This window comes from Avibacterium sp. 20-126 (genome assembly GCF_044358625.1).
In the GTDB taxonomy this organism is placed as follows: domain Bacteria; phylum Pseudomonadota; class Gammaproteobacteria; order Enterobacterales; family Pasteurellaceae; genus Avibacterium.
Genome location: NZ_CP091457.1, coordinates 94,245 through 118,813, shown reverse-complemented (window position 1 = coordinate 118,813; position 24,569 = coordinate 94,245). Strand labels below are relative to the sequence as shown.

The 24,569-nt window shown below is 41.3% G+C and carries 20 protein-coding genes; 2 read left to right on the top strand and 18 right to left on the bottom strand.

Annotation, left to right across the window (positions count from 1 at the left end):
* Positions 1-8: 8 nt before the first annotated feature.
* The 5 genes from ilvA to ilvG form a co-directional block, all read right to left on the bottom strand.
* A complete protein-coding gene (gene ilvA / locus L4F91_RS00515) occupies positions 9-1,556 on the bottom strand; it encodes a threonine ammonia-lyase, biosynthetic (protein WP_395896650.1) in 1,548 nt (515 codons plus the stop codon).
* Between the two features lie 10 nt (positions 1,557-1,566).
* On the bottom strand, positions 1,567-2,244 hold the full coding sequence (locus L4F91_RS00510) for a DUF1345 domain-containing protein (RefSeq protein ID WP_395896648.1): 678 nt from the start codon (positions 2,242-2,244) through the stop codon (positions 1,567-1,569).
* A gap of 90 nt (positions 2,245-2,334) precedes the next feature.
* Positions 2,335-4,176 carry a dihydroxy-acid dehydratase gene (gene ilvD / locus L4F91_RS00505; protein ID WP_265762954.1) on the bottom strand — a complete coding sequence of 614 codons (1,842 nt, stop codon included), beginning with the start codon at positions 4,174-4,176 and terminating at the stop codon, positions 2,335-2,337.
* Positions 4,177-4,247: 71 nt separating this feature from the next.
* Positions 4,248-4,478 (bottom strand): acetolactate synthase 2 small subunit, encoded by a 231-nt coding sequence (ilvM, locus tag L4F91_RS00500; RefSeq protein WP_250351149.1) that lies wholly within the window; start codon positions 4,476-4,478, stop codon positions 4,248-4,250.
* Positions 4,479-4,503: 25 nt separating this feature from the next.
* Positions 4,504-6,150 carry an acetolactate synthase 2 catalytic subunit gene (ilvG, locus tag L4F91_RS00495; protein ID WP_395896646.1) on the bottom strand — a complete coding sequence of 549 codons (1,647 nt, stop codon included), beginning with the start codon at positions 6,148-6,150 and terminating at the stop codon, positions 4,504-4,506.
* Between the two features lie 369 nt (positions 6,151-6,519).
* Between ilvG and L4F91_RS00490 the strand changes: the two genes are divergently transcribed.
* Both L4F91_RS00490 and crcB read left to right on the top strand, forming a co-directional pair.
* Entirely contained in the window at positions 6,520-7,338 is an 819-nt protein-coding gene (locus L4F91_RS00490) for a Cof-type HAD-IIB family hydrolase (RefSeq protein WP_395896644.1), read from the top strand.
* 26 nt (positions 7,339-7,364) lie between these two features.
* Positions 7,365-7,748, top strand: coding sequence for a fluoride efflux transporter CrcB (crcB, locus tag L4F91_RS00485; protein ID WP_250351152.1), 384 nt, complete (start codon positions 7,365-7,367; stop codon positions 7,746-7,748).
* Here the strand turns inward: crcB and L4F91_RS00480 are convergent.
* The 13 genes from L4F91_RS00480 to rpoC all read right to left on the bottom strand — a co-directional run bounded on the left by L4F91_RS00480 (position 7,708) and on the right by rpoC (position 24,501).
* Complete coding sequence (locus L4F91_RS00480; RefSeq protein WP_395896641.1) at positions 7,708-8,697, bottom strand: alpha/beta fold hydrolase; 990 nt, start codon at positions 8,695-8,697, stop codon at positions 7,708-7,710. The genes crcB and L4F91_RS00480 overlap by 41 nt on opposite strands.
* A 293-nt stretch (positions 8,698-8,990) precedes the next feature.
* A complete protein-coding gene (gene asd / locus L4F91_RS00475) occupies positions 8,991-10,106 on the bottom strand; it encodes an aspartate-semialdehyde dehydrogenase (protein ID WP_265762959.1) in 1,116 nt (371 codons plus the stop codon).
* A gap of 299 nt (positions 10,107-10,405) precedes the next feature.
* Positions 10,406-11,320: a permease-like cell division protein FtsX gene (gene ftsX, locus L4F91_RS00470; RefSeq protein ID WP_265778444.1), complete on the bottom strand. Its 915-nt coding sequence runs from the start codon at positions 11,318-11,320 to the stop codon at positions 10,406-10,408.
* Positions 11,321-11,330: 10 nt separating this feature from the next.
* Positions 11,331-11,981 carry a cell division ATP-binding protein FtsE gene (ftsE, locus tag L4F91_RS00465; protein ID WP_250351156.1) on the bottom strand — a complete coding sequence of 217 codons (651 nt, stop codon included), beginning with the start codon at positions 11,979-11,981 and terminating at the stop codon, positions 11,331-11,333.
* A gap of 148 nt (positions 11,982-12,129) precedes the next feature.
* Positions 12,130-13,365, bottom strand: coding sequence for an MFS transporter (locus L4F91_RS00460; RefSeq protein ID WP_265762960.1), 1,236 nt, complete (start codon positions 13,363-13,365; stop codon positions 12,130-12,132).
* Positions 13,366-13,554: 189 nt separating this feature from the next.
* Positions 13,555-15,387, bottom strand: a complete 1,833-nt coding sequence (glmS, locus tag L4F91_RS00455) for a glutamine--fructose-6-phosphate transaminase (isomerizing) (protein WP_265778483.1) — start codon at positions 15,385-15,387, stop codon at positions 13,555-13,557.
* 50 nt (positions 15,388-15,437) lie between these two features.
* The gene (locus L4F91_RS00450; protein WP_395896638.1) at positions 15,438-16,220 is read right to left on the bottom strand and encodes a DeoR/GlpR family DNA-binding transcription regulator; all 783 of its coding nucleotides are present in this window, start codon (positions 16,218-16,220) and stop codon (positions 15,438-15,440) included.
* 156 nt (positions 16,221-16,376) lie between these two features.
* Positions 16,377-16,649 carry an HU family DNA-binding protein gene (locus L4F91_RS00445; RefSeq protein WP_017805492.1) on the bottom strand — a complete coding sequence of 91 codons (273 nt, stop codon included), beginning with the start codon at positions 16,647-16,649 and terminating at the stop codon, positions 16,377-16,379.
* Between the two features lie 158 nt (positions 16,650-16,807).
* Positions 16,808-17,398 (bottom strand): YjaG family protein, encoded by a 591-nt coding sequence (locus tag L4F91_RS00440; RefSeq protein WP_395896636.1) that lies wholly within the window; start codon positions 17,396-17,398, stop codon positions 16,808-16,810.
* Positions 17,399-17,407: 9 nt separating this feature from the next.
* Entirely contained in the window at positions 17,408-18,472 is a 1,065-nt protein-coding gene (gene hemE / locus L4F91_RS00435) for a uroporphyrinogen decarboxylase (RefSeq protein ID WP_250351161.1), read from the bottom strand.
* A gap of 11 nt (positions 18,473-18,483) precedes the next feature.
* A complete protein-coding gene (gene nudC, locus L4F91_RS00430; RefSeq protein ID WP_395897777.1) occupies positions 18,484-19,284 on the bottom strand; it encodes an NAD(+) diphosphatase in 801 nt (266 codons plus the stop codon).
* Positions 19,285-19,436: 152 nt separating this feature from the next.
* Positions 19,437-19,994: an acetate uptake transporter gene (locus L4F91_RS00425; RefSeq protein WP_395896634.1), complete on the bottom strand. Its 558-nt coding sequence runs from the start codon at positions 19,992-19,994 to the stop codon at positions 19,437-19,439.
* 244 nt (positions 19,995-20,238) lie between these two features.
* Positions 20,239-24,501, bottom strand: coding sequence for a DNA-directed RNA polymerase subunit beta' (gene rpoC, locus L4F91_RS00420; protein ID WP_395896632.1), 4,263 nt, complete (start codon positions 24,499-24,501; stop codon positions 20,239-20,241).
* Positions 24,502-24,569 lie beyond the last annotated feature (68 nt).

Sequence of the window (24,569 nt, the reverse complement as noted above, 5' to 3'; positions counted from 1 at the left end):
GTTTTCACTTATCCTAAAAAATACTTATACGCCGGGCTATCCGTTACATCTTGATAGGTGTAAGCCAGTTCTTCCAAATGTCCGTTAAAACGAATTTCATCATTTTCATCTAATTGGAAGCCAGCAAGCACATTGCCATAATCTGCACCGTGCGCACGATAATGGAACAAGGAAATGTTCCAGTGTGTGCCAAGCATTTCAAGGAATTTAAGCAATGCACCTTTCTGTTCTGGGAACTCAAAACTGTATAAACGTTCTTTAGCTTGGCTTGATGAGCGTCCACCAATCATATAACGAATATGGGTTTTCGCGACATCATCATCAGACAGATCCATCACCGCATAGCCGTTTTGTTGTAGCTGGGCGATGATTTCATTTTTTTCCTTTTCACCACTGATACGCACCCCAACAAAGATACAGGCTTGCGCTTGATCGGCATAGCGGTAATTAAATTCTGTTACCGCACGATCGCCAAGCAAATGACAAAAACGCAAGAAACTGCCTTTTTCTTCGGGAATCGTTACCGCGAGCATCGCTTCGTGTTTTTCACCAATTTCACAACGCTCAGAGACATAACGTAAAGTATGAAAATTCAGGTTTGCCCCAGATAAAATATTGACTAAGGTTTCCCCTTGAATTTGATGTTGTTTGACATATTTTTTAAGCCCAGCCAGAGAAACAGCGCCTGAAGGCTCCGCAATTGCACGAACATTTTCAAAAATGTCTTTCATTGCCGCACAAATTTCATCGCCGTCCACCAACACCACATCATCAAGATATTGCTGACATAAGCGGAACGTTTCATCACCAATGCGTTTTACTGCCACCCCATCGGCAAACAATCCCACTCGTTCTAGATCCATGGGTTGCCCTGCTTTTAACGCTTGATACAGGCACGCCGAATCTTTGCTTTCCACGCCAATCACTTTAATTTCTGGCATTAATTGTTTAATTAACACGGCAACTCCCGCTGCCAAACCGCCACCGCCAACGGGGACAAAAACCCGATCGATATTAGAAGATTGTTGTAATAATTCCAGTGCTAAGGTGCCTTGCCCTGCGATCACTAAAGGATGATCGAAAGGAGGAATAAACGTCATATTTTTCGTTTTAGCCAGCTCAATCGCTTTACTTTTTGCTTCATCGAAGTTTGCGCCATAAAGCAACACATCGCCACCAAAACGACTCACCGCTTCAACTTTAATGCTTGGCGTATTTTGTGGCATCACAATTAATGCCTTTAAGCCAAGATGCTTGGCGGATAGCGCAACGCCTTGTGCGTGGTTACCTGCGGACGCGGCAATGACCCCCGCTTGACGTTGTTGTTCGTTTAATGCAGCGATCATTGCGTAAGCACCGCGTAATTTAAAACTATGCACTGGCTGGCGATCTTCACGTTTAATTAAAATCTGATTAGCTAAGCGAGAAGAGAGTTTTTCCATCGGCTGTAATGGGGTGGTTTGCGCTACTTGATAAACCACTGAACCTAATTTTAAAATGGTTTTTAAATAATCGTCCCCGCTGGGTGTCGGGCTGTTGAATGAAAGGGTTGTCATTTTATTATCCTTAAATAAAACCTGAAATAATATTAATCAGTAAAGAAAGCACGGTAACGTTAAAAATAAAGGCAACAATGCTATGAATCCCGCCTAAAATACGCCCTGCTCTTGATGAAAACATAACATCGGCGGTTTGCGCTGACGTACCTATAATCAAGGCTGTATAAATAAAATCATAATAATTTGGCTCGGTTTGATAACCATTTTGCCCATCACTTTGGGGAATTTGTAATGGCATTGGCTCACCGCTTATTTTGCTATGGTAGAAAAGATGAGCATACCGAATGGCGAATAAAATATGAATAACTAGCCAAGAAAGAAAAATAGAAATGATAGCCACACTGATATACCACATTTTTTCCATAACGGGCAAATTTTGTGCAATACTCACTAAACGGACTAAGGCAACAAGACAAGCGACAATAATAATGCTCACAATGGCAAACATCGCTTTTGTTCCTGTTTGGCGTTCTTGTAAAAGTGCGGTCATTTTTTCGCGATGACGATGTTGCTGGCGAATTGTCCAAAATGTCCAAAATAAATACAGGCTCATTCCTATATCCCAAGAATAAATCAGATCAATGCTGATCTCGCCCTGAGAAAGCAGGCGAAAACCTAAAAAAGCAAACACAACAAGGATCAAGCTGGTATAAAATTTAATGTGTTGCTTTAACATTTTTAGCATAATGTTTCCCTTCACGACCTAAGATTATAGGCACGATGATAAAAATAGGTGAAAAAATGACCGCACTTTATTCCGTGCAGTCATTTTTCTTTAATCGGCTAATTTAGTGCGATCTCTCACCGCACCTTTATCTGCAGAAGTGGCGAAGTGGCCATAAATTTTCAGTGCTAACGACACTTCACGCTGACGATTCGCTGGTTTCCAGCCTTTTGCATCTTGCTCTGCACGACGGACCGCTAATTCTTGTTCAGATACCATTAATTGAATGGAGCGATTTGGAATGTCGATCTCAATGGTATCGCCATCTTTCACTAAGCCAATTACGCCACCTGCTGCCGCTTCTGGCGAACAATGGCCGATAGATAAGCCTGATGTTCCACCAGAAAAACGCCCATCGGTTAATAATGCACAAGCCTTGCCTAGCCCCATTGATTTTAAGTAACTGGTTGGATAAAGCATTTCTTGCATACCCGGTCCGCCTTTTGGCCCTTCATAACGAATCACCACCACGTGGCCCGCTTGCACTTTTCCACCTAAAATGCCATTAACTGCGTCTTCTTGGCTTTCAAAGACAATGGCGTTTCCGGTAAATTTTAAAATTGATTCATCTACCCCAGCGGTTTTTACAATACAACCATCTAAGGCGATATTACCTGAAAGCATTGCAAGTCCACCATCTTGACTATAAGCAAATGCTTTACTGCGGATACAACCGTTTTCTCTGTCATCATCAAGGCTTTCCCAACGACAATCTTGCGAAAAGGCTTGCGTGGTGCGAATGCCAGCCGGCCCTGCGCGATAGAATGCACGAATCGCTTCGTCTTGAGTTAGCATAATGTCATATTTGGCTATTTGCTCTGCCAAGCTTAACCCTAATACGGTGCGAGTTTGGTTATCCAGCAAATTCGCACGATCTAATTCGCCTAAAATGGCCATTATACCGCCTGCTCTATGAACATCTTCCATATGATATTTCGCGGTATTTGGGGCAACTTTGCTTAAACAAGGCACGCGACGAGAAAGGCGATCAATGTCTGCCATCGTGAAATCCACTTCGGCTTCTTGCGCTGCCGCCAATAAATGCAGAACGGTATTGGTTGACCCCCCCATTGCAATATCTAAGCTCATCGCATTTTCAAAAGCGGCTTTCGTGGCAATCGAACGTGGTAATACAGATTCATCATCTTGTTGATAATAGTTGTGGCAAAGTTCAACAATTTGTTTCCCCGCATCTAAAAATAACTGTTTACGATCTTTATGCGTTGCCAAACAAGAGCCATTACCCGGCAAGCTTAAGCCTAATGCTTCCGTTAAACAGTTCATTGAGTTTGCGGTGAACATTCCAGAACAAGAACCACAGGTTGGACAAGCTGAGCGTTCAATGGCTTCAACATCAGAATCGGACACATTTTTATCCGCACTTTGTACCATTGCATCGACTAAATCTAATTTAATCAATTGATCAGAGAGCTTGGTTTTTCCGGCTTCCATTGGACCGCCAGAAACGAAAATGGTTGGAATATTTAAGCGTAATGCTGCCATTAACATTCCCGGGGTAATTTTATCGCAGTTGGAAATACACACCATTGCATCGGCACAATGTGCATTCACCATATATTCTACGCTGTCGGCAATTAAATCACGAGAAGGTAGGGAATACAGCATTCCACCGTGTCCCATTGCAATGCCATCATCAACGGCGATTGTGTTAAATTCCTTCGCTACACCACCAGCTTGTTCGATCTGCTGTGCAACTAATTGCCCAATATCTTTCAAGTGAACGTGTCCCGGTACGAATTGTGTAAATGAGTTCACCACCGCAATAATGGGTTTTCCAAAATCATTTTCTTTCATTCCTGTTGCACGCCATAAGGCGCGTGCGCCCGCCATATTGCGACCTTGTGTACTGGTTGCTGAACGTAATTTAGGCATAATCTCTCCAAACTTTGACAAATTTTTAAATTAAATACAATGCGATAAAACGCAATGAGGCATTTATTTCTTCAGTTAGCCGATGAATTTAACGCAATGACATCAGGTAATTTCACTAATTGATTGACTAATAATTCCACCGCTCTTTCACTTTGCACGATGACTTGCAAGGTGATTTCTTGTTGCTGGCTTTCGGTTTGTAATTTTACCACTTCAAAACCACGATGACGCATTACGCGCAATAAACGCTCTAAGGTTTCTGGCCGTCTATTGGCACGAATTGATAATTCATACTGTTGCATAATTTTCCCCACAATTCCTTTTTTCTTATTCTTCCAGCATATCCACATTGCAAGCATTTGGCGGAACAAGTGGCCACACGTTTTCTTCTGCTGGGATACAAATATGTAATAAATAAGCCCCTTCTGATCGGAATAAACGATCTAATGCCCCTTGCACTTCTTCCCCTGATTCAATGCGTTCACCCTGAATATCAAACGCAGAGGCAAGGGTAACGAAATCAGGGTTATCATCAAGAATGGTATTACTATGACGAGCTTGGAAAAATAAGGTTTGCCATTGGCGTACCATACCTAAGCGTTGGTTGTCTAATAAAATGATTTTTACCGGTGTTTTGCCACGTTTAATCGTGCCAAGTTCTTGCACGTTCATCATTAATGAGCCATCACCCGTAATTAAAATTACCTCATCATTGGGACGGGCTTTTTTCGCCCCAATCGCTGCGGGCAAGCCAAATCCCATTGTGCCAAATCCTGCTGAGGTAATAAAATTTTCTGGGGCATAATGTTGCATATGCTGTGCTGACCACATTTGATGCTGTCCGACATCAGTAACCACAATAGCGTTTTTTGCTTTTTGCTGAGAAACCGTGTTAAGCAACCACCAAGGATTAATCGGTTGTTTCCCCTGATTTTGTGCATAGCGAAAATCAAACGCTTGTTTGAGTTTATTGATTTCTTTATGCCAATCAGTCAATGCTAATTTCATTGCTAAGGCGTGAAAAATGGCATTTAAATCACCACGTAAAGCCACATCAGGACGACGTAATTTACCGAGTTCAGCAATATCAATATCGCAATGAATCACTTTTGCCTTAGGGGCGAAGGTATCTAATTTTCCCGTTACACGATCATCAAAGCGCGCACCGAACACGAGCAATAAATCTGACTCTTGAGTGGCTAAATTGGCGGCTTTGGTGCCGTGCATACCGATCATTCCCATATAATAAGGCGTATCAGGCAAAATTGTGCCTAATCCCTTTAACGTGGAAATACTTGGGATTTCGGTGATAGCTAAAAATTCACGCAAGGCAGGAACCGCATTCGCCATTCCTACGCCCCCGCCAACATACACCACAGGACGTTTCGCATTTTTCACTAATGCCAATGCTTTTTCTAATTCGACAGGATCAAGTGCGGTTGGTTTTTCCACAGGAAGGGTAAAAGGCTGTAAATCGGTTTCAGCAAATTGCACATCTTTTGGAATATCAATCAACACAGGACCGGGGCGACCACTTTGCGCGATTTGAAAGGCTTTGGCGATAATTTCTGGTAATTCATCAATATGTTGCACAATAAAACTATGTTTCGTGCAAGCAAGAGATAACCCTAATACATCGGCTTCTTGAAAGGCATCTGTACCGATTAATGAGGATGCCACCTGCCCCGTAATCGCCACAACCGGAATGGAATCCATTAACGCATCACCTAGCCCAGTGATTAAATTGGTTGCTCCCGGGCCTGAAGTGGCAATACATACGCCTGTTTTACCGCTGGCTCTGGCATAGCCAATTGCCGCCATCGCAGCGCCTTGCTCATTACGACAGAGTAAATGTTCCAAGCCTGAATCATAAATGGCGTCATAAACTGGCATTATCGCCCCACCGGGATACCCAAACACCACATCCACCTGATGCGCCTTTAAACATTCGGTTACTAATCTTGCACCGTTCATTTTTCACCTATCCTATATCATAAATTAGTTATAAAAAAAGCCTCTCAGCAATCTCTGCGAGGGGCTTTCTAATAAGTATAAATCAGGTTTAATTATTCTAGTTATTAGCAAGCCAACACCTCGCAGTGATAATCACCACGAGGTTAATAATAATGCTAATAAGAGAATAATGTTTTGTCATTGTATGAATAAAATCTGAATAATTACCGTTACTGGCTACTATTGATACCACATTGAAAATAGAAATCAAGGAATTTTTCTATTTAGCAATCGTTTTCTTATAAAAGAGAAAACGTGAAAGAAAAAGTGCGGTCATTTTTTCGTATAATTTGCTATGATATTCGCTGTTTTTGTTGAAGGAGCTTAATTATGCAAAATCAACCCTTTCGTGCCGTTGTATCCGATTTAGATGGCACATTGCTCAATGGAAATCACGTGATTGGTGATTTCACAATTGAAACCCTCGAAAAATTATCCCAAAAAAAGATTGATATTATTCTCGCCACAGGGCGGAAATATGAAGATGTGGCACATATTGTAGGCAAAGTGAAACTGGATAACGCCGTGCTCATTACTTCAAATGGCGCAAGATCGCATAATTTGCAAGGTAAATTGCTGTTGAGCAACAGTTTGCCGGATGCAATCGCAATGGAAATAATGCAAACCCCTTATGATAAAAAAAATGTGTTTGTAAATAGCTATCAAGAAGAGGGTTGGTTCATTAGCCTAGATATGCCCGAATTAGCAAAATATCATCAAGATTCTGGTTTTATGTATCAGGTTGTGGATTTCAACCAACATCACGGACGTGAAACAGAAAAAGTCTTCTTCATTGGCAGAACGCCCGCCGATCTCGCCCCAATTGAAGCACATATCGCACAACATTTTGGCGAGCACGTTTATATGACCTATTCCACCCCACAGTGTTTAGAAATTATGAATAAAAATGTGTCAAAAGCCACCGCACTTGCTAAAGTTGTAACAAATCGCGACTATGGCTTAAATGCTTGTATTGCCTTTGGAGATGGAATGAACGATGTGGAAATGCTCAGCGAAGTAGGAAAAGGGTGCATTATGGGCAATGCTGATCCACGTTTAGTGCAAACTTGCCCGCAGTTAGAACAAATCGGTTTTAACCGTCACGAAGCTGTCGCAAGTTATTTACGCGCCACCTTTGGTGTGTATTAGAGCAAAATAAGCGGATATCAGGCGAAATGGCAATTTGGCAAACATTACTCATCATCAGTACTGGCGCAGCACTAGGCGCTTGCACACGTTGGGGCTTGAGTGAGTTATTAAACCCACTGTTTTCATTTCTCACGTTTGGTACACTGATCGCCAATTATCTCGGCTGTTTTTTAATTGGCATCTTACTCGCTCTCGCTTGGCAATCCCCCCAGTTTTCTGGCGAATGGCGATTATTTTTAATCACAGGATTTTTAGGCAGTCTCACCACCTTTTCTTCCTTTTCAGCGGAGGTCATTAATAATTTCTTAAATGAAAAATGGCTGTCCGCACTGACCATTATTGCCTTACATCTTGCTGGTAGCCTATTATTTACCCTGTTGGGCGTGTTGTTGTCTCGTTATTGGCGATAAAGGCTTGTACTGTATTTAAGGCTTCGGCACGAATTTTATCCCGTTCAAATAAAATCTCGTGCTTGGCATTTTCCAGTGTAATTAACTTTCCTTGTGGCAAGCAGGCAACTAATTTTGCCAACTGTGCATTTTCTACAATTTTTTCTTTGCCAGCTTGCAAAACCAAGACAGGAATTTCAATGCGCGACAAAATTTTTTCCAACCCTTTAATTGCCGTTAAACACAAATGCACCCAGCGGAATGTTGGCCCGCCAAGACTTAATTCAGGAAAATAGCGATTAATACGATTCATCCATTTCATTCTGGTTTTGCAGAAACTGAGTTCATTTAACTCAAGATTGGTGGGTTTATAAGCGGTTTTGCCGAATACATAACGCTGTCCTTGTCCAACTAACATCATCAAATTAATGATCAACTCATCACGCAATAAATGTTTGGTCGGCAAGCCAAAAAATGGCGAAGAAAGCACCGCACATTGAATCTGATGATCATAATTCGCCAAATAATAAGCCGAAATCAGTGATCCCAACGAATGGGCAAGCAGGTATTGTTGCGAATAATCGTTGTGGCAAGTGATTTGCTTAATTACCGTATCCATATCCTCACAGTAAAAGCGAAATTCATCAACGTAACCTTTGTCTTTATCCGTTAATAAACGTTGAGAATACCCCTGTCCACGGTGATCAAAAAGCAATACATCATATCCCCATTGATAAAAATCATAAGCCAACTCCGACCATTTCAACATATTCTCCGCCCGTCCATTGACTAAAATCATCAATTTTCGCTCCGCACTTGGCGAGGTTTCTGTATGCAAAAAATGGCGATAGGCAATTTGGCAACCCTGCTTCCCCGTTAAATATTGGATAGGAAATTGATCGACAAAGGGCATTAATTGCTGTAACGCAAATCGGCAAAAATGAGGTTCTCGGTGTAGGCAATTTAGCATTGGATTACCTTCAATAAAACAAAGATGTCACGATCATAAAGGAAAGCTGATAAGAAAGATAGAACATAATGCCACATCAGAGGTTCTGACTTTTTGATAAAACTTCATATTTTTAAAGTGCGGTGTTTTTTTCGTTATTTTTATACAGCAGCCCTATTGCTAAACATTCAAGGGAAAATAAAACATTTTGCTATTCAAATTCACTAAAAAACCCACAAAAAGCACCGCACTTTATTTTCAGCCGTGCGGTGCTTTCTATCTATTCGTTTTTCAATGAGTTTTTAACTTAGAAATTACGCCACGAGTTGTTTTAAAATACGGCGAACAGGCTCCGCAGCCCCCCATAGTAATTGGTCACCAACAGTAAAGGCGGCGAGGTATTCAGGCCCCATTGCTAATTTGCGTAAGCGTCCTACTGGTACGCTTAATGTGCCTGTTACTTTTGCAGGGGTTAATTCGCGTAAAGTGGTTTCTTTATCGTTTGGAATCACTTTCACCCATTCATTGTGAGATGCAAGAATTTGCTCAATTTCGTCTAATGGCAAATCTTTTTTCAATTTGATGGTAAAGGCTTGGCTGTGGCAACGTAATGCACCAATACGCACACATAAGCCGTCCACTGGGATTGGATTGTCACTTAAACCTAAAATTTTATTGGTTTCTGCATAGCCTTTCCATTCTTCTTTCGTTTGCCCTGTTTCTGGTAATAATTTATCGATCCAAGGGATTAAACTACCAGCAAGTGGCGCGCCAAAATTATCAATTGGGAAGGACGCATCACGCATTTTTGCGGTTACTTTGCGTTCAATATCTAAGATTGATGAAGCTGGATTTGCTAATTCGGCTTTAACAGACGCTTCTAATTCCCCCATTTGCACTAATAATTCACGCATATTTTTTGCACCCGCGCCAGAGGCAGCTTGGTAAGTGGCAACGGATACCCATTCCACCAAATCACGTTCAAATAATCCGCCTAATGCCATTAACATTAAGCTCACTGTACAGTTTCCGCCCACGAAGGTTTTCACACCATTTTTTAGCCCTTCACTGATCACATTCTGGTTTACAGGATCAAGTACGATAATTGCATCTTTGTCCATACGTAATGCCGAAGCTGCATCAATCCAATAGCCGTTCCACCCTGTTGCTTTTAATTTTGGATAGACTTCATTGGTATAATCACCGCCTTGGCAGGTAACGATAATGTCTAATTTTTGTAATTCCGCGATGTCAAACGCATCTTTTAACACACCGGCCTCTTTACCCGCGAAAACAGGGGCTTTTTGACCTGCTTGTGAAGTGGTAAAAAAGATAGGGTTGATATTCGCGAAATCATTTTCTTGCTGCATACGATCCATTAGTACGGAACCCACCATTCCACGCCAACCGATAAAACCAACGTTTTGCATAAAATTTTCCTTATAAGTAATGTTGTGTTGAAAATAAAATCTGGATGAATTATGCCCAGTAAAAAGGTTAAAAGTATAACCCTTCGGCTTTAATTCACAGGAAATTAATTACGTTAAACCGTGCAAAAAAACGTACAAGATAGCGTAAACAAAAGCAAGCATTTTTCTAAAAAAAGTTGCGAATAATTGATCTTTCTATAAAGAATACTCGATTTAGCTCGGCGAGCGTTGAAAAAATCGAAAAAGGAAAGAAAAATCCCCTTTTTACAAAGCAAAAGGGGATTAAAGAACGAGAAAAATTAGCTGTATTTTTTTGCCGATAACCACGCGGCGATATAGCCCAAGAGCGCGCACATTGCGAGTAAAAATAGTAACTCGCCAATCATTATGCCGTGTAGCTCAAAATTTACCGCAAAAATTTCCGTCACATATTTCACCGCACTTGTAAAATAGCCAATTACAATGGCACTGAACACGCAAGCCAATAATCCTCCTAAGACGGCATAGATCATACCTGTGTAAAGGAAAGGACGTAGGATAAATTGATCTGTGGCACCAAGCAATTTCATCACTTCAATGTTCGCTTTGTTGCTATACACATCAGAGCGAATACTATTGCCAATCACGAGAAAAACGGAAATAGCCATCAAAAGCGTGCAAACTACCGCAATATGTGCAATGAGCCACGAAAGTGCGGTGAGTTTTTCCATTAAATTATTATCTAAACGCACTTCTTGCACGCCTTTTATTTTAGCTAAATTTTCCCTTAATTCATTGCGTTTTTGGCTTTCATTATAGTCTTTGCTTGGCTTAATAATCACTACCGCAGGCAGCGGATTATCATCGAGAATATCCAAGCCTTCACTAAAACCAGACCAGTTTTTAAACTCATTAAGACTCTCTTGACGAGAAATATAATTCAGACTTTCTACCCCAGATTGTTGGCGAATTTTTTCCACCACTAAATTAGCATCGGCTTCCGTGAGATTTTTATGCAAATAAACGGTAAGTTCGCTTTCAGGATAAAATTGTGTGGTGGCTTGATGAATATTTTTCCATAACAAATAGCTCACCGTTGGCACAGTTAGCGAAGCGGCGATCACGAGAATGGTTAATAGGGTGGCATATTTTTTCTTAATTAGATCTGCCAACACCGCTCGTAGCACATAATGGGTTTGAACCCACCAAGACGCATTAATTGGACGAGAACTCATTTCACTTTCCTTAACGTAAATGACCTTGTTCTAAGATTAAACAAGGTTTTGGTTTTTGTTGAACAATATTAATATCGTGAGTGGCAATTAACACCGTCATACCAAGGCGGTTAAACTCTTCAAATAAATTAAAAATATCGAGAGAAAGCGCGTTATCTAAATTGCCTGTTGGCTCATCGGCAAGTAATAATTGAGGCTTATGTACAATGGCACGAGCAATATCCACGCGCTGTTGTTCTCCACCAGATAAATGGATAGGCAAGTGATTGGCACGATCACGTAAACCAACACGATCTAACGCGGCTAAGGCTCGGCTTTGTGCTTCTTTTGGATGAATGCCTGAAATAATTAATGGTAATGCCACATTATCAACAATACAACGATCGGCAAGCAGACGATAGTCTTGATGCACCATACCAATTTGGCGACGTAAAAATGGCAATTCGTGTTTAGACAAACGTGTAATATCGTGTCCGTTAAACCAAATTTGCCCGCCATTCGCGCGCTCCATTCCCATAATGAGTTTCAATAAGGTACTTTTCCCCGCGCCAGAATGCCCAAGAACATAGGTCATACTCCCTACGGGAAGATGAAAGTTTAATCCCTGCAAGGCAGGCTTGCCGCCTAAATAAGCCTTGCTGACATTTTCAAAGCGTATCATCGTTGTTATCTCTTTTCTTTTATGTTAAGCGGATGATTATAACGGATATTCTCATTTTTTGAGCAGAAATTTGTGGGATAAATGTAAGGAATTGTCAATCAAACTAGAAAATGACGAGCATAACTAAATTGCTCATCATTTTTATCCATTAATCCAATAGTTTACCTTTCAATTCTGGAATTAAGAAAAGGGTCGCGATCATATCGATCACATAAATCAAGGCAAGGAAAGCAATCGCAGTAGAAAAAGAATAAGTCGCCACCACTGCCCCGACAACTACTGGGCCAAAGCCACCTACAGCACGTCCAAGATTAAACAACACATTTTGTGCAGTGGCACGAGCTTGGGTCGGATAGGCCTCTGCCATTAATGCACCATAGCCCCCCATCATTCCGTTTACGAACATTCCTAAGAATGCCCCCGCAATGAGCATAGCGCTTGGTTCAGTCAGTTGCGAATAAGTGATGACGCTGATAATAGCACCAAGCTGGAAAAGCAGAAAACTTGGCTTACGCCCGATTTTGTCGGCAAGACGGCCAAAAATCCAGATACCACTCATCATTCCACACACAGTTACCGCAGTCCAAACACCAGATTTAGTTAAACTGAACCCAAGCTGTTTAGAAAGGAAATTAGGTAACCAAATCATTATGCCGTAATAACCAAAATTTTGTACAGATGTAAGTATCACCACGCCCAAGCTCACTTTTGCTGTTTGCTTATCTTTCACCAATAATTGGAAAGACTCTCGGAATGCCTGCCATTTAGATTGTGTAGGATGTGTAGTGGAAAGTGCGGTCTGTTTTTCCGTAAAAACCTCTGGCTCGTGTAATTTTCTTCGTAAATACCACGCAACAAGAGCAGGGAAAATGCCCACAATAAACATTCCTCGCCAGCCGATTATTGGCAATAATAATGGGGTAAGCAGCACCGCGCCCAATACACCGATTTGCCACCCAAGCGCCACATAAGAAGCTGCTTTGGCACGATGTCGAGCAGGCCACGCCTCTGCCGCTAATGCCATTCCAATCCCAAATTCACCACCTAAGCCAATACCAGCAATAGTACGATAGATTAGTAAATCCCAATAGCCTTGAGCAAACGCACATAACCCTGTAAACACGGCAAAGAGAACAATTGTCCAAGTTAATACTCGCACACGTCCATAACGATCACTTAACGCACCAAAAATTATGCCACCGGCTACCGCTCCGATTAATGTCCAAGTAACTAAAGATCCTGCTTGGGCGCTTGATAATGCTAAATCGGCAGAAATAGCACTAAGCATAAAGCCAAGAATGAGTAAATCAAAACCGTCCATTGCATAGCCCACGGCAGAGCCAATCAAGGCTTTCCAGCCATAATCATTTACGTTGTTTTTCATAGATGTCCTTTTGCTACTCACGGGTAGCCTTTAAAGTGTTAAGAAAGGAGATTTGCTAATATGTACATAAAAGCACATCATAAAAGCGTGCATAGTGTAGTCAATTCGTTTGCGTTAAGCAATGAGAACAGACTAGAAAATGAAGAATAAAAAACAGCCTTGCAAATCATTACAAGGCTGTTAGAAAACTTATTCCACCGTAACCGCTTTAGCAAGATTACGAGGTTGATCCACATCTGTGCCTTTAATTAAGGCAATGTGGTAAGAAAGGAGTTGTAACGGCACAGTGTAAAAAATGGGTGCAGTAACTTCATCAACTTTCGGCAATACGATCGTTTTAAAGCCTTCGCCATCGCTGAAACCCGCATCGTGATCTGCGAAAATATAAAGCTGACCACCACGAGCGCGAACTTCCTCAATATTTGATTTTACTTTTTCCAGTAAATCATTTTCTGGCGCAACCACAATCACAGGCATATCGCTATCAATTAGGGCTAATGGGCCGTGTTTTAATTCTCCTGCCGCATAGGCCTCTGCGTGAATATAAGAAATTTCTTTCAATTTCAATGCAGATTCCATTGCAATGGGGTAAAACTCACCACGTCCTAAGAATAATGTATGATGTTTTTCAGCAAAATCTTCAGAGAGTTTTTCAATCTGTTTATCAAAAACTAGCGCACTTTCAATTTGTGCTGGTAAGCGTTGTAAAGCCTGTACGATATGATGTTCTTGTTCTTCACTCACAGTGCCTTTTAAACGCCCAATTGCTGCATTTAATAGTAATAAGCAAGTTAATTGCGTGGTAAATGCTTTGGTGGATGCCACACCAATTTCCACCCCAGCACGGGTCATAAAGGCAAAATCAGATTCACGTACTAATGAAGAGCTTGCCACGTTACAGATGGTCATTGCTGTCATATAACCCGATTCTTTCGCTAAACGTAATGCAGCTAAAGTATCTGCTGTTTCTCCTGATTGTGAAAGGGTAATTAATAAACTGTTTGGACGTGTTACAAATTTGCGATAGCGGAATTCCGAAGCAATTTCCACATCACAGCTCACCCCAGCAATAGATTCAAACCAGTAGCGCGCAACCATACCTGCATTATACGACGTACCACAGGCAACAATTTGAATATGTTCCACTTTTTTCAAGATTTCTGCGGCATTAGGGCCAATGGCATCAATATTCACTTTACCATTGACGATGCGGCCATCTAAGGTATTCATAATTGCAACAGGCTGTTCAAAAATTTCTTTTTGCATATAGTGGCGATATTGTCCTTTATCTGCCGCATCCGCTTCAAAATGTCCTTCGTGTACTTCACGCTCAACGGCATTACCTTGCGCATCAAAAATTTGCACATCACGGCGAGAAATTTCAGCAACGTCCCCTTCTTCTAAGTAAATAAAACGGCGTGTAACACTTAAGAGGGCAAGCGGATCAGAGGCAAGGAAATTTTCTCCCACACCTAAGCCGATAACTAATGGGCTACCAGAACGAGCGACAACAAGATGTTCAGGTTCATCTTGATGCATCGCAACCATCCCATAAGCGCCGCGCAATTGTGCCACGGTTTTTTGCACGGCGTCTAATAATGAGCTAGCAGTGCGATATTCCCATTCTACTAGGTGTGCAATAACTTCTGTATCGGTTTGAGAAAGAAATACATAACCGCGTTTTTGCAATTCTTCACGCAATTCTTCGTAATTTTCAATAATACCATTATGTACAATAGCAATTTTACCAGAGCGATGTGGGTGAGCATTGGCTTCTGAAGGCTCACCGTGGGTAGCCCAACGCGTATGTGCAATCCCTGTTCCGCCTAAAATGGGGTTCGCTTCAATCGCTTCATCCAGCGCATTGACTTTCCCTACTCGGCGAACAATTTGCATATTATGATCTGCATCTAATACCGCCACACCCGCGGAATCATAACCACGGTATTCCAAACGATGTAATCCATCAACCAGAATTTCTGCTACATCACGTTGTGCTACTGCACCAACAATTCCACACATAAAATGTCCTTTGTTTCAATGTTAAAAAAATAATAAAAAATACTTAAAATTTAGACCGCACTTGCACAAATAACCTCTACGCCTTGTGCTTCGATTTGCTGTCTAATGTCTTCTGCCAACACATCATCTGTGACTAATACATCAATTTGTTGCCAGGTTAATTCGATATTTGGCATTTTTCTGCCAATTTTTTGTGATTCCACCATAACGATAACTTCACGGGAAACATCTGCCATAACACGACTTAAATCCACTAATTCATTAAATGTCGTGGTACCGCGTTCAAGATCAATGCCATCTGCACCAATAAAGAGCTGATCAAAATTGTATGAACGTAACACCTGTGCGGCGACTTGCCCTTGAAAAGATTCAGAACGGGTATCCCAAGTTCCCCCTGTCATCAATAGCGTTGGCTCATTTTCTAAAGCACGCAACTGCGTGGCGACGGAAAGCGAGTTCGTCATCACGACCAAACCTTGCTTCTTATTGAGCTGATTGATCAAGGCAGCGGTTGTGTTACCGCTATCAATGATGATGCGATTATGATCGGCAATCCGTTCTGCCGCTTTTTTTGCAATCGCTAACTTTCGTTTTGAAAGATGTTCATCTTGGTTTTCATCCAGCAATTCTTGCGGCATTAAAATCGCCCCACCATAGCGACGTACTAATACCCCATTTGCCTCAAGCGCGGTTAAATCTTTGCGAATAGTCACTTCTGAGGTGTCAAATAATTGCACAAGTTGCTCTACACTAACTTCACCTTGGCTTTGTAATAACTGTACAATGCGATGACGGCGTTGCTGGGTATTTCTTGGCTGAATATTTCGCTTCATAACACTTGATTAGATTTAAATTTCGGTTCGGAATATTATAGAAAGAAAAGGAAAATGTAAATAGAAAATTGGTTAAAATAGAGAAGAAGGCTATTTATCAAGTAGCATAAATAAAAAACCCTGCATTACGCAGGGTCAGAAAAATAAAGACAATAATTATTTAATTGCGTCTTTTAATGCTTTACCAGCAACGAATGCAGGCACTTTAGAAGCAGCAATTTGGATTTCTGCACCCGTTTGCGGATTGCGACCAGTACGTGCTTTACGCTCATTCACTTTAAATGTACCAAAGCCGATTAATTGAACTGGTTGACCTGCTTTTAAGCTCCCTGCGATAGCATCTAAAGTTGCTTCTAATGCAGCTTTAGCTTGTTTTTTGTTTAACTCTGCTGCACTTGCAATTGCATCAATTAAATCCGTTTTGTTCATAAATTAGTACCTTCTCTATTTTCGATTAAATTAAGCGTATTAGGACATACCTAACACCTAAGTCTATTAAGAAATACTGTATTCACAGTGTGCTAAAGCATAAATCAACTTCGATATAAAACAAAGCAATAAATCGCAAAAATGTCGCCTAAATCACATTATTGGTTAAATTCTATACCGATATTTGAAATCCCTTCAGCTCGAATTTCATTTTTAAGGGCTAAAATCAAGGAAATATCACGCGCTTCGCTCTCTCGGAGCGTACGGTAGATCTGCCATTGTACATCTAGTTCTTGCTCAATTTCTTCACTTGCTTTGAGTTCTTGCTCGGATAATTCCCGATCTAAATGCATTTCCAATAATCCAGTAACAGTTTGCAAAGAAATCAAACTCACTTGCACCGCGTGTTCTAAGGTTTCTCCCGCAATGAGGCTGTGTAATAATTCAGAAAGCGCCTCGCACGCATCAATCGCGGGTACTACACCATAAAAGTCGTAATTATTTACATCTGGGATAATCGCCTCAAACTTTTCTAACTGATTATCAAAATTGATGTTTGCCCCTTTCACGGTTAAATATTCCCAGGTTAAATTCAGAATATTTTGATAAATTCGACTTTGCTCAGGCTGTTCTGTTACTTGGCAAAAAAGCTGAAAATTCGGCAACATTCGTTCACATAGGCACGCCATAAAAGTGATATGCTGCCAACTTGTTAAATGTTCTAAGCGTTTATGAATAGGATTACGCATTGTTTGCCCTTATTTATGATAAGACTGAGAATAATGATGAATCGCATCAACGAAAATCTTCGGACTGATTTCAGGTACATCTTGATGAATACCATGACCAAGATTAAAAATATGCCCGCTTCCTTCACCAAAATCCGCCAAAATTGACCGCACTTCTTGTTCAATGCGTTCAGGAGAAGCATAAAGCACGGAAGGATCCATATTACCTTGTAGTGCCACTTTATGCCCGATACGTTTTTTTGCCTCTGCGAGATCCACGGTCCAATCCAAACCAACTGCATCGCAACCTGTGTTCGCGATATGTTCTAACCACAATCCGCCACCTTTGGTGAATAAGGTAACTGGTACTTTGCGTTCATCATAATGACGAATGAGGTTTTCCACAATTTTTCGCATATATTGTAGCGAAAATTCAAGATATTCACGATGCGCTAGCACACCACCCCAAGTGTCAAAAATCATCACTGATTGCGCCCCTGCTTTAATTTGCGCATTGAGGTAAAGGGCAACGGAATCCGCTAATTTGTCGAGTAATAAATGCAAGGTTTTTGGATCGCTATAAAGCATTTTCTTAATTTTCGTGAAAGCCTTACTGCTACCACCTTCCACCATATAAGTCGCAAGCGTCCAAGGGCTGCCAGAAAATCCAATTAACGGCACTTCACCTTTGAGTTCACGGCGAATGGTTCGCACCGCATTCATCACATATTGCAATTCTTGTTCAGGATCAGGAATCGGCAAATTTTCCACCGCACTTCTATTTTCTATTGGATGGGCAAATTTTGGTCCTTCCCCAGCTCCAAAGCTCAAACCTAGCCCCATTGCATCTGGAATAGTGAGAATATCAGAAAACAAAATTGCAGCGTCCAAATTATAACGGCGTAAAGGTTGTAGCGTAACCTCACAAGCCAGCTCGGCATTACGACAAAGGGACATAAAATCCCCTGCTTGCGCACGTGTGGCTTTATATTCTGGTAAATAACGCCCTGCTTGACGCATCATCCATACTGGGGTCATATCCACAGGTTCACGCAGAAGCGCACGTAAATAACGATCATTTTTTAATTCAGACATCTTAACTTCCTTTATTTTTCTACCGCACTTTTATCATCAGCGGCACAAAGTGCCAGTGTGGCATTAATTAATTTCAACGCAATAGTGCCTTTTGGTGGCAAATTTGGCAAGGGTTTATCATAATCAAACCACTGTGCCTCTTGAATCTCTGTTTCTTGCACACGAATCTCCCCCGAAACATAATCAGCTAAAAACCCCACCATTTGAGAATTAGGAAATGCCCAAGGCTGGCTACCAAAATAGCGAATATTTTTCACCTTGATTCCTGTTTCTTCAAACACTTCACGTTTTACCGTTTGCTCAAAACTCTCCCCCGCTTCCACAAAGCCCGCCAAGGTAGTGTACATTTTTTCTTGTTGATGACGCTGATGATTAGCGAGCAAAATCTGCTTCCCACGGCGAACTGCCACGATAATTGAAGGGCAAATCACAGGATAAGTGCGGTAAGAACAGGCGGAGTTTTCACATTGCACCGCCAATTCGTCTTTCACCATTGCCATTTTCGTCCCACATTTCCCACAAAAGCGGTGAGTTTTTAGGAAATGGTTAATTTCCACCCCACGATTGAGCAAATTAAATTGTGTTTCAGGCAAATGCAACAAACTACGCAAAGACGTGTAAGTTCGTAAATCTTCCTGTTCTGCAACAAGCCAAAGTGGTTGATCATTCCAACGCCCAATTTCCATTGCTAAAAGCCCCGTTAATTGAAACGCTTCCGCCTTGCCCTCAGGTAATTTTTCATTTACCAGAAAAATGTTTGATCCTTGGGTTAAAAGCCAAGCGCCTTGCGTTGTGGCTGCAATAGGTTGCATAGAAAAATTCATAAAAACTCACCGCACTTTGTTAGGATTGTATTAATAAGTATTTCTAATGAAATATGATGAGGCATTTTACAGGTTTATCAATCAAAAACTATTAAAATTTACGCAAAAAAATAGTGCGTTATCGCACTATTTTTTAAATATTAAATCGGTAAAATCTCTCGACCAAAATTTTCGTTAATCATTTCTGCGGCAGCGAGATAAAATGCAGCTAATGCTGTGATTAACCCTAAATACCCACCAATATTCACGATATAGTCATAACCAAAACCATCGCCAATTGCTAATGCGTAGAAAGTTAGCACAAGAAAGAAGAAGACCACACGTAACGCTTTTGGTTTGCTAAATGAAGCAATAAACATCATTAAAGTAAAAGTTCCCCAAGCAGCTAAATAACAACCTAAAAAGGCAGGGCTTGCGGTTGGCATAAATTGTACGAACAATGCCCAAGACCACCAGAATGCCCCATAGCTGATGAAAGCAGTGAAGCCAAAGGTATTACCTTTGCGGTATTCCATTATACCTGCGATTAATTGTGCTGTTCCCCCGAAGGCGAATGCCATTGCTAACACAACAGAGATCCCATCTTGTTTAGCAAAAATCCCTGCATTAATTAAACTTAATAACCATGTTGTTAAAGCAAAACCGCATAAGCCTAAAGGCCCCGGATTTGCCAATTTTTCTGTTGTTTGAACTGTCATTTGTTTTCCTAGATTGTTAATAAAATGAAAGGGCGGATTATGCTTGATATTATTTTGAAAATAAAGCGATTTTATCGAAATTGAGAGGAAAAATTTAACTCAGATAACGTTTTAAGAGCGGTATAAAATTTATGAATTTTTCACCGCACTTTATATGCTTACCTAAATATTAATGCCCCGAATCCCAAGTAATAAAAAAAGCCCGAAATGATATTCGGGCTTTCGATGACTTAAAGACTAAATTTTATTCTGCATCTTCTGCCATATTTAACATTTCTGCTAAACTTGCGGTGGCATCATCAGCACTGAATGTAAATTCAGAGGCAATGTCTTCATCTGAAACCATTGAAGCTTTTGTTGGTTGCTCAGGTTCTACAATGCCCGCAGCACGGTTTTTCTGGCGTTGTTGGTGATACGCAAAACCCGTACCTGCTGGGATCAAACGACCAACGATAACGTTCTCTTTCAAGCCACGTAATTCATCGCGTTTACCTGCCACGGCAGCTTCTGTAAGCACGCGGGTGGTTTCTTGGAATGAGGCAGCTGAGATAAAGGATTCGGTCGCCAATGAGGCTTTGGTGATACCCAATAACTCACGCTCAAACTCAACCAATGGTTTACCTTCCGCTTCACGTTTTTGGTTAACCATTTTCACACGTGCAACTTCCACTTGCTCACCTTCTAAGAATTCAGAATCATAAGCCTTCGTGATGATGGCTTTACGCAACATTTGGCGAACGATAACTTCGATATGTTTATCGTTAATTTTTACCCCTTGTAAGCGGTAAACTTCTTGCACTTCGTTCACAATGTAATCAGTCACTGCGTGTACACCGCGCAAACGTAGAATATCGTGTGGCGTTTCTGCACCATCAGAAATCAGATCCCCACGCTCTACCATTTCACCTTCAAATACGTTGAGCTGACGCCATTTTGGAATCATTTCTTCGTACACTTCACCTTCTGTTGGGGTGATAAGTAAGCGGCGTTTACCTTTGGTTTCTTTACCGAAGGAAACAATACCGGAAATTTCTGCTAAGATTGCAGGTTCTTTCGGTTTACGCGCTTCAAAGAGATCGGCTACGCGTGGAAGACCACCGGTAATATCTTTGGTTCCTGCTGATTCTTGTGGAATACGAGCAAGGGAATCCCCGACGTGAACCTCTGCCCCATCTTCAAGGGTAACAATCGCTTTACCCGGTAAGGTGTACTGCGCTGGCATATCCGAACCTGCAATGAGAACATCATTACCTTGTGCATCGACTAGCTTGATAGTTGGACGTAAATCCTTACCAGCTGTTGCACGCTCACCCACATCTTGTACGACGATTGAAGATAAACCTGTTAATTCATCGGTTTGACGAGTTACGGTTAAGCCATCAACAATATCAACAAATTTCACGAAACCTGATACTTCGGAAACCACTGGCATAGTATGTGGATCCCAGTTTGCAACGGTTTCCCCTGCGTTCACTTCATCACCATCTGCTTTGTTTAATACTGCACCGTAAGGCACTTTATAATGCTCTTTGGTACGACCAAAGGCATCAATGACAGTTAATTCAGTGTTACGAGAAGTTAATACCAATTTGCCTTCTTTGTTGGTAACAAATTTCACGTTTGCTAAACGTAATGTACCGTTATTCTTAACTTGAATACTTGATTCTTTTGCTGCCGCAGATGCCGCACCACCGATATGGAAGGTACGCATCGTTAGCTGTGTACCCGGCTCACCGATTGATTGTGCAGCAATAACACCTACCGCTTCACCTTGGTTAATAAGGTGTCCGCGTGCCAGATCGCGTCCGTAACATTTCGCACATACACCAAAGTTAGTATCACAGGTTACGACTGAACGTACTTTAATGCTATCAACGGAATTTTCATCAATGAGATCACAAAGTTTTTCATCTAATAAGGTATTACGTGGGATTAAAACTTCGTCTGTACCCGGTTTTAAGATGTCTTCTGCGGCAACACGACCTAATACGCGATCACGTAAAGGCTCTTTTACATCGCCCCCCTCAATTAATGGGGTCATTACGATACCTTCGTAAGTACCACAGTCATCTTCAATGATCACTAAGTCTTGTGCCACATCCACTAAACGGCGAGTTAAGTAACCTGAGTTTGCCGTTTTCAGTGCGGTATCCGCCAAACCTTTACGCGCACCGTGGGTTGAAATAAAGTACTGAAGTACGTTTAGCCCTTCGCGGAAGTTCGCGGTAATTGGTGTTTCGATAATTGAGCCATCTGGACGAGCCATCAAACCACGCATACCAGCAAGCTGACGAATCTGTGCGGCAGAACCACGCGCCCCAGAATCCGCCATCATAAAGATACTGTTAAATGACGCTTGTTTTTCCAGCTCCCCTTCACGGTTTACGACTTCTTCTTGTGAAAGGTTTTCCATCATCGCTTTAGCAACACGTTCATTTGCGGCTGCCCAAATATCGATGACTTTGTTATAACGCTCACCTGCGGTAACTAAACCTGATTGGAATTGCTCTTGAATTTCTCCAACTTCTTGTTCTGCGGCTGAAATAATTTCATATTTTTTCGCCGGGATCACCATATCATCAATACCGACTGATGAACCAGAACGTGCGGCATAAGCAAAACCAGTGTACATAATTTGGTCAGCAAATAGCACGCTCGCTTTCAATCCAAGACGACGATAACTTTCATTAATTAATTTAGAAATCGCTTTTTTGCCTAGGGTTTGATTGAATAAGCTAAATGGCATTCCTTTTGGTGCAATCATCCATAAAATGGCACGACCAATTGTGGTATCCACAAGGTTCGTTTGCGGAACAAACTCATCAGCAGCATCTTTCACATATTCTGTGATACGTACTTTCACACGAGAATGTAATTCTGCTTGTCCTGTACGATAAGCTTTTTCTGCTTCACGCGGATCTTGTAATAACATTCCTTCGCCTTTACCGTTCACTTTATCGCGTGTCATATAGTAAAGACCTAATACCACGTCTTGTGATGGTACGATAATTGGCTCACCATTAGCTGGTGAAAGAATGTTGTTGGTTGACATCATCAACGCACGCGCTTCAAGCTGAGCTTCAAGGGTTAATGGTACGTGAACCGCCATTTGGTCACCATCGAAGTCCGCATTGAATGCCGCACACACTAATGGGTGTAATTGAATCGCTTTACCTTCAATTAAGATTGGTTCAAAAGCCTGAATACCCAAACGGTGCAAGGTTGGCGCACGGTTTAATAAGATTGGGTGTTCACGGATAACTTCAGCCAAAATATCCCATACGATAGCATCTTCACGCTCAACCATTTTCTTCGCAGCTTTGATGGTTGTTGCAAAGCCACGGCTTTCTAATTTCGCGTAAATAAATGGACGGAATAATTCCAATGCCATTTTTTTCGGTAAACCACATTGATGTAGATGTAGGTATGGACCCACTGTAATTACAGAACGACCAGAATAATCAACACGTTTACCTAATAAGTTTTGACGGAAACGACCTTGTTTACCTTTGATCATATCCGCAAGTGATTTCAATGGACGACGGTTAGAACCCGTAATTGCACGACCACGACGACCGTTATCCAATAACGCATCGACAGATTCTTGTAACATACGCTTTTCGTTACGCACGATAATATCCGGTGCAATCAAGTCTAATAAACGTTTTAAACGGTTATTACGGTTAATCACACGACGATATAAATCATTTAAATCGGACGTTGCAAAGCGTCCGCCATCAAGTGGTACTAATGGACGTAAATCTGGTGGTAAAACAGGTAATACTGTCATCACCATCCACTCAGGTTTATTGCCTGATTGAATGAAAGATTCTAATAATTTTAAGCGTTTAGTGATTTTTTTACGTTTAGTCTCTGAATTGGTTTCTTGCAATTCTTCACGCAAGTTTTCGCATTCCACTTCCAAATCCATATCACGTAATAACGCTTGGATCGCTTCCGCTCCCATTTTCGCTTCAAATTCGTCAGCCCAACGGTCTTCAGCGTCCATATATTGTTCTTCCGTTAATAATTGACCTTTTTCCAGATCCGTCATTCCCGGTTCAGTAACAATGTAAGATTCAAAATAAAGTACACGTTCAATATCACGCAACGGCATATCTAATAATAAACCGATACGGGATGGTAAAGATTTTAAGAACCAAATGTGTGCAACTGGAGAAGCTAACTCAATATGTCCCATACGTTCACGACGAACTTTTGCTTGAGTAACTTCGACACCACATTTTTCACAGATCACACCACGGTGTTTTAAACGTTTATATTTTCCACATAAACATTCATAGTCTTTTACTGGCCCGAAAATACGCGCACAGAAAAGCCCGTCACGCTCTGGTTTAAACGTACGGTAGTTGATAGTTTCAGGTTTTTTAACTTCACCAAATGACCAAGAACGGATCATATCCGGTGAGGCTAAACCAATTTTAATCACATCAAAATCTTCTGAAGTTTTTGATTGTGCTTTTAAAAACTTAACTAAGTCTTTCACAGATTTTGCTCCTGTCGGAGTTAAACTTATCCAAGTGCGGTGTAAAATTTCAACATTTTTTCACCGCA

Coding starts and splice junctions, on each gene's coding strand:
- ilvA (WP_395896650.1), bottom strand. CDS start 1,556: ATGACAACCCTTTCATTCAACAGCCCGACACCCAGCGGGGACGATTAT.
- L4F91_RS00510 (WP_395896648.1), bottom strand. CDS start 2,244: ATGCTAAAAATGTTAAAGCAACACATTAAATTTTATACCAGCTTGATC.
- ilvD (WP_265762954.1), bottom strand. CDS start 4,176: ATGCCTAAATTACGTTCAGCAACCAGTACACAAGGTCGCAATATGGCG.
- ilvM (WP_250351149.1), bottom strand. CDS start 4,478: ATGCAACAGTATGAATTATCAATTCGTGCCAATAGACGGCCAGAAACC.
- ilvG (WP_395896646.1), bottom strand. CDS start 6,150: ATGAACGGTGCAAGATTAGTAACCGAATGTTTAAAGGCGCATCAGGTG.
- L4F91_RS00490 (WP_395896644.1), top strand. CDS start 6,520: ATGCAAAATCAACCCTTTCGTGCCGTTGTATCCGATTTAGATGGCACA.
- crcB (WP_250351152.1), top strand. CDS start 7,365: ATGGCAATTTGGCAAACATTACTCATCATCAGTACTGGCGCAGCACTA.
- L4F91_RS00480 (WP_395896641.1), bottom strand. CDS start 8,697: ATGCTAAATTGCCTACACCGAGAACCTCATTTTTGCCGATTTGCGTTA.
- asd (WP_265762959.1), bottom strand. CDS start 10,106: ATGCAAAACGTTGGTTTTATCGGTTGGCGTGGAATGGTGGGTTCCGTA.
- ftsX (WP_265778444.1), bottom strand. CDS start 11,320: ATGAGTTCTCGTCCAATTAATGCGTCTTGGTGGGTTCAAACCCATTAT.
- ftsE (WP_250351156.1), bottom strand. CDS start 11,981: ATGATACGCTTTGAAAATGTCAGCAAGGCTTATTTAGGCGGCAAGCCT.
- L4F91_RS00460 (WP_265762960.1), bottom strand. CDS start 13,365: ATGAAAAACAACGTAAATGATTATGGCTGGAAAGCCTTGATTGGCTCT.
- glmS (WP_265778483.1), bottom strand. CDS start 15,387: ATGTGTGGAATTGTTGGTGCAGTAGCACAACGTGATGTAGCAGAAATT.
- L4F91_RS00450 (WP_395896638.1), bottom strand. CDS start 16,220: ATGAAGCGAAATATTCAGCCAAGAAATACCCAGCAACGCCGTCATCGC.
- L4F91_RS00445 (WP_017805492.1), bottom strand. CDS start 16,649: ATGAACAAAACGGATTTAATTGATGCAATTGCAAGTGCAGCAGAGTTA.
- L4F91_RS00440 (WP_395896636.1), bottom strand. CDS start 17,398: ATGCGTAATCCTATTCATAAACGCTTAGAACATTTAACAAGTTGGCAG.
- hemE (WP_250351161.1), bottom strand. CDS start 18,472: ATGTCTGAATTAAAAAATGATCGTTATTTACGTGCGCTTCTGCGTGAA.
- nudC (WP_395897777.1), bottom strand. CDS start 19,284: ATGCAACCTATTGCAGCCACAACGCAAGGCGCTTGGCTTTTAACCCAA.
- L4F91_RS00425 (WP_395896634.1), bottom strand. CDS start 19,994: ATGACAGTTCAAACAACAGAAAAATTGGCAAATCCGGGGCCTTTAGGC.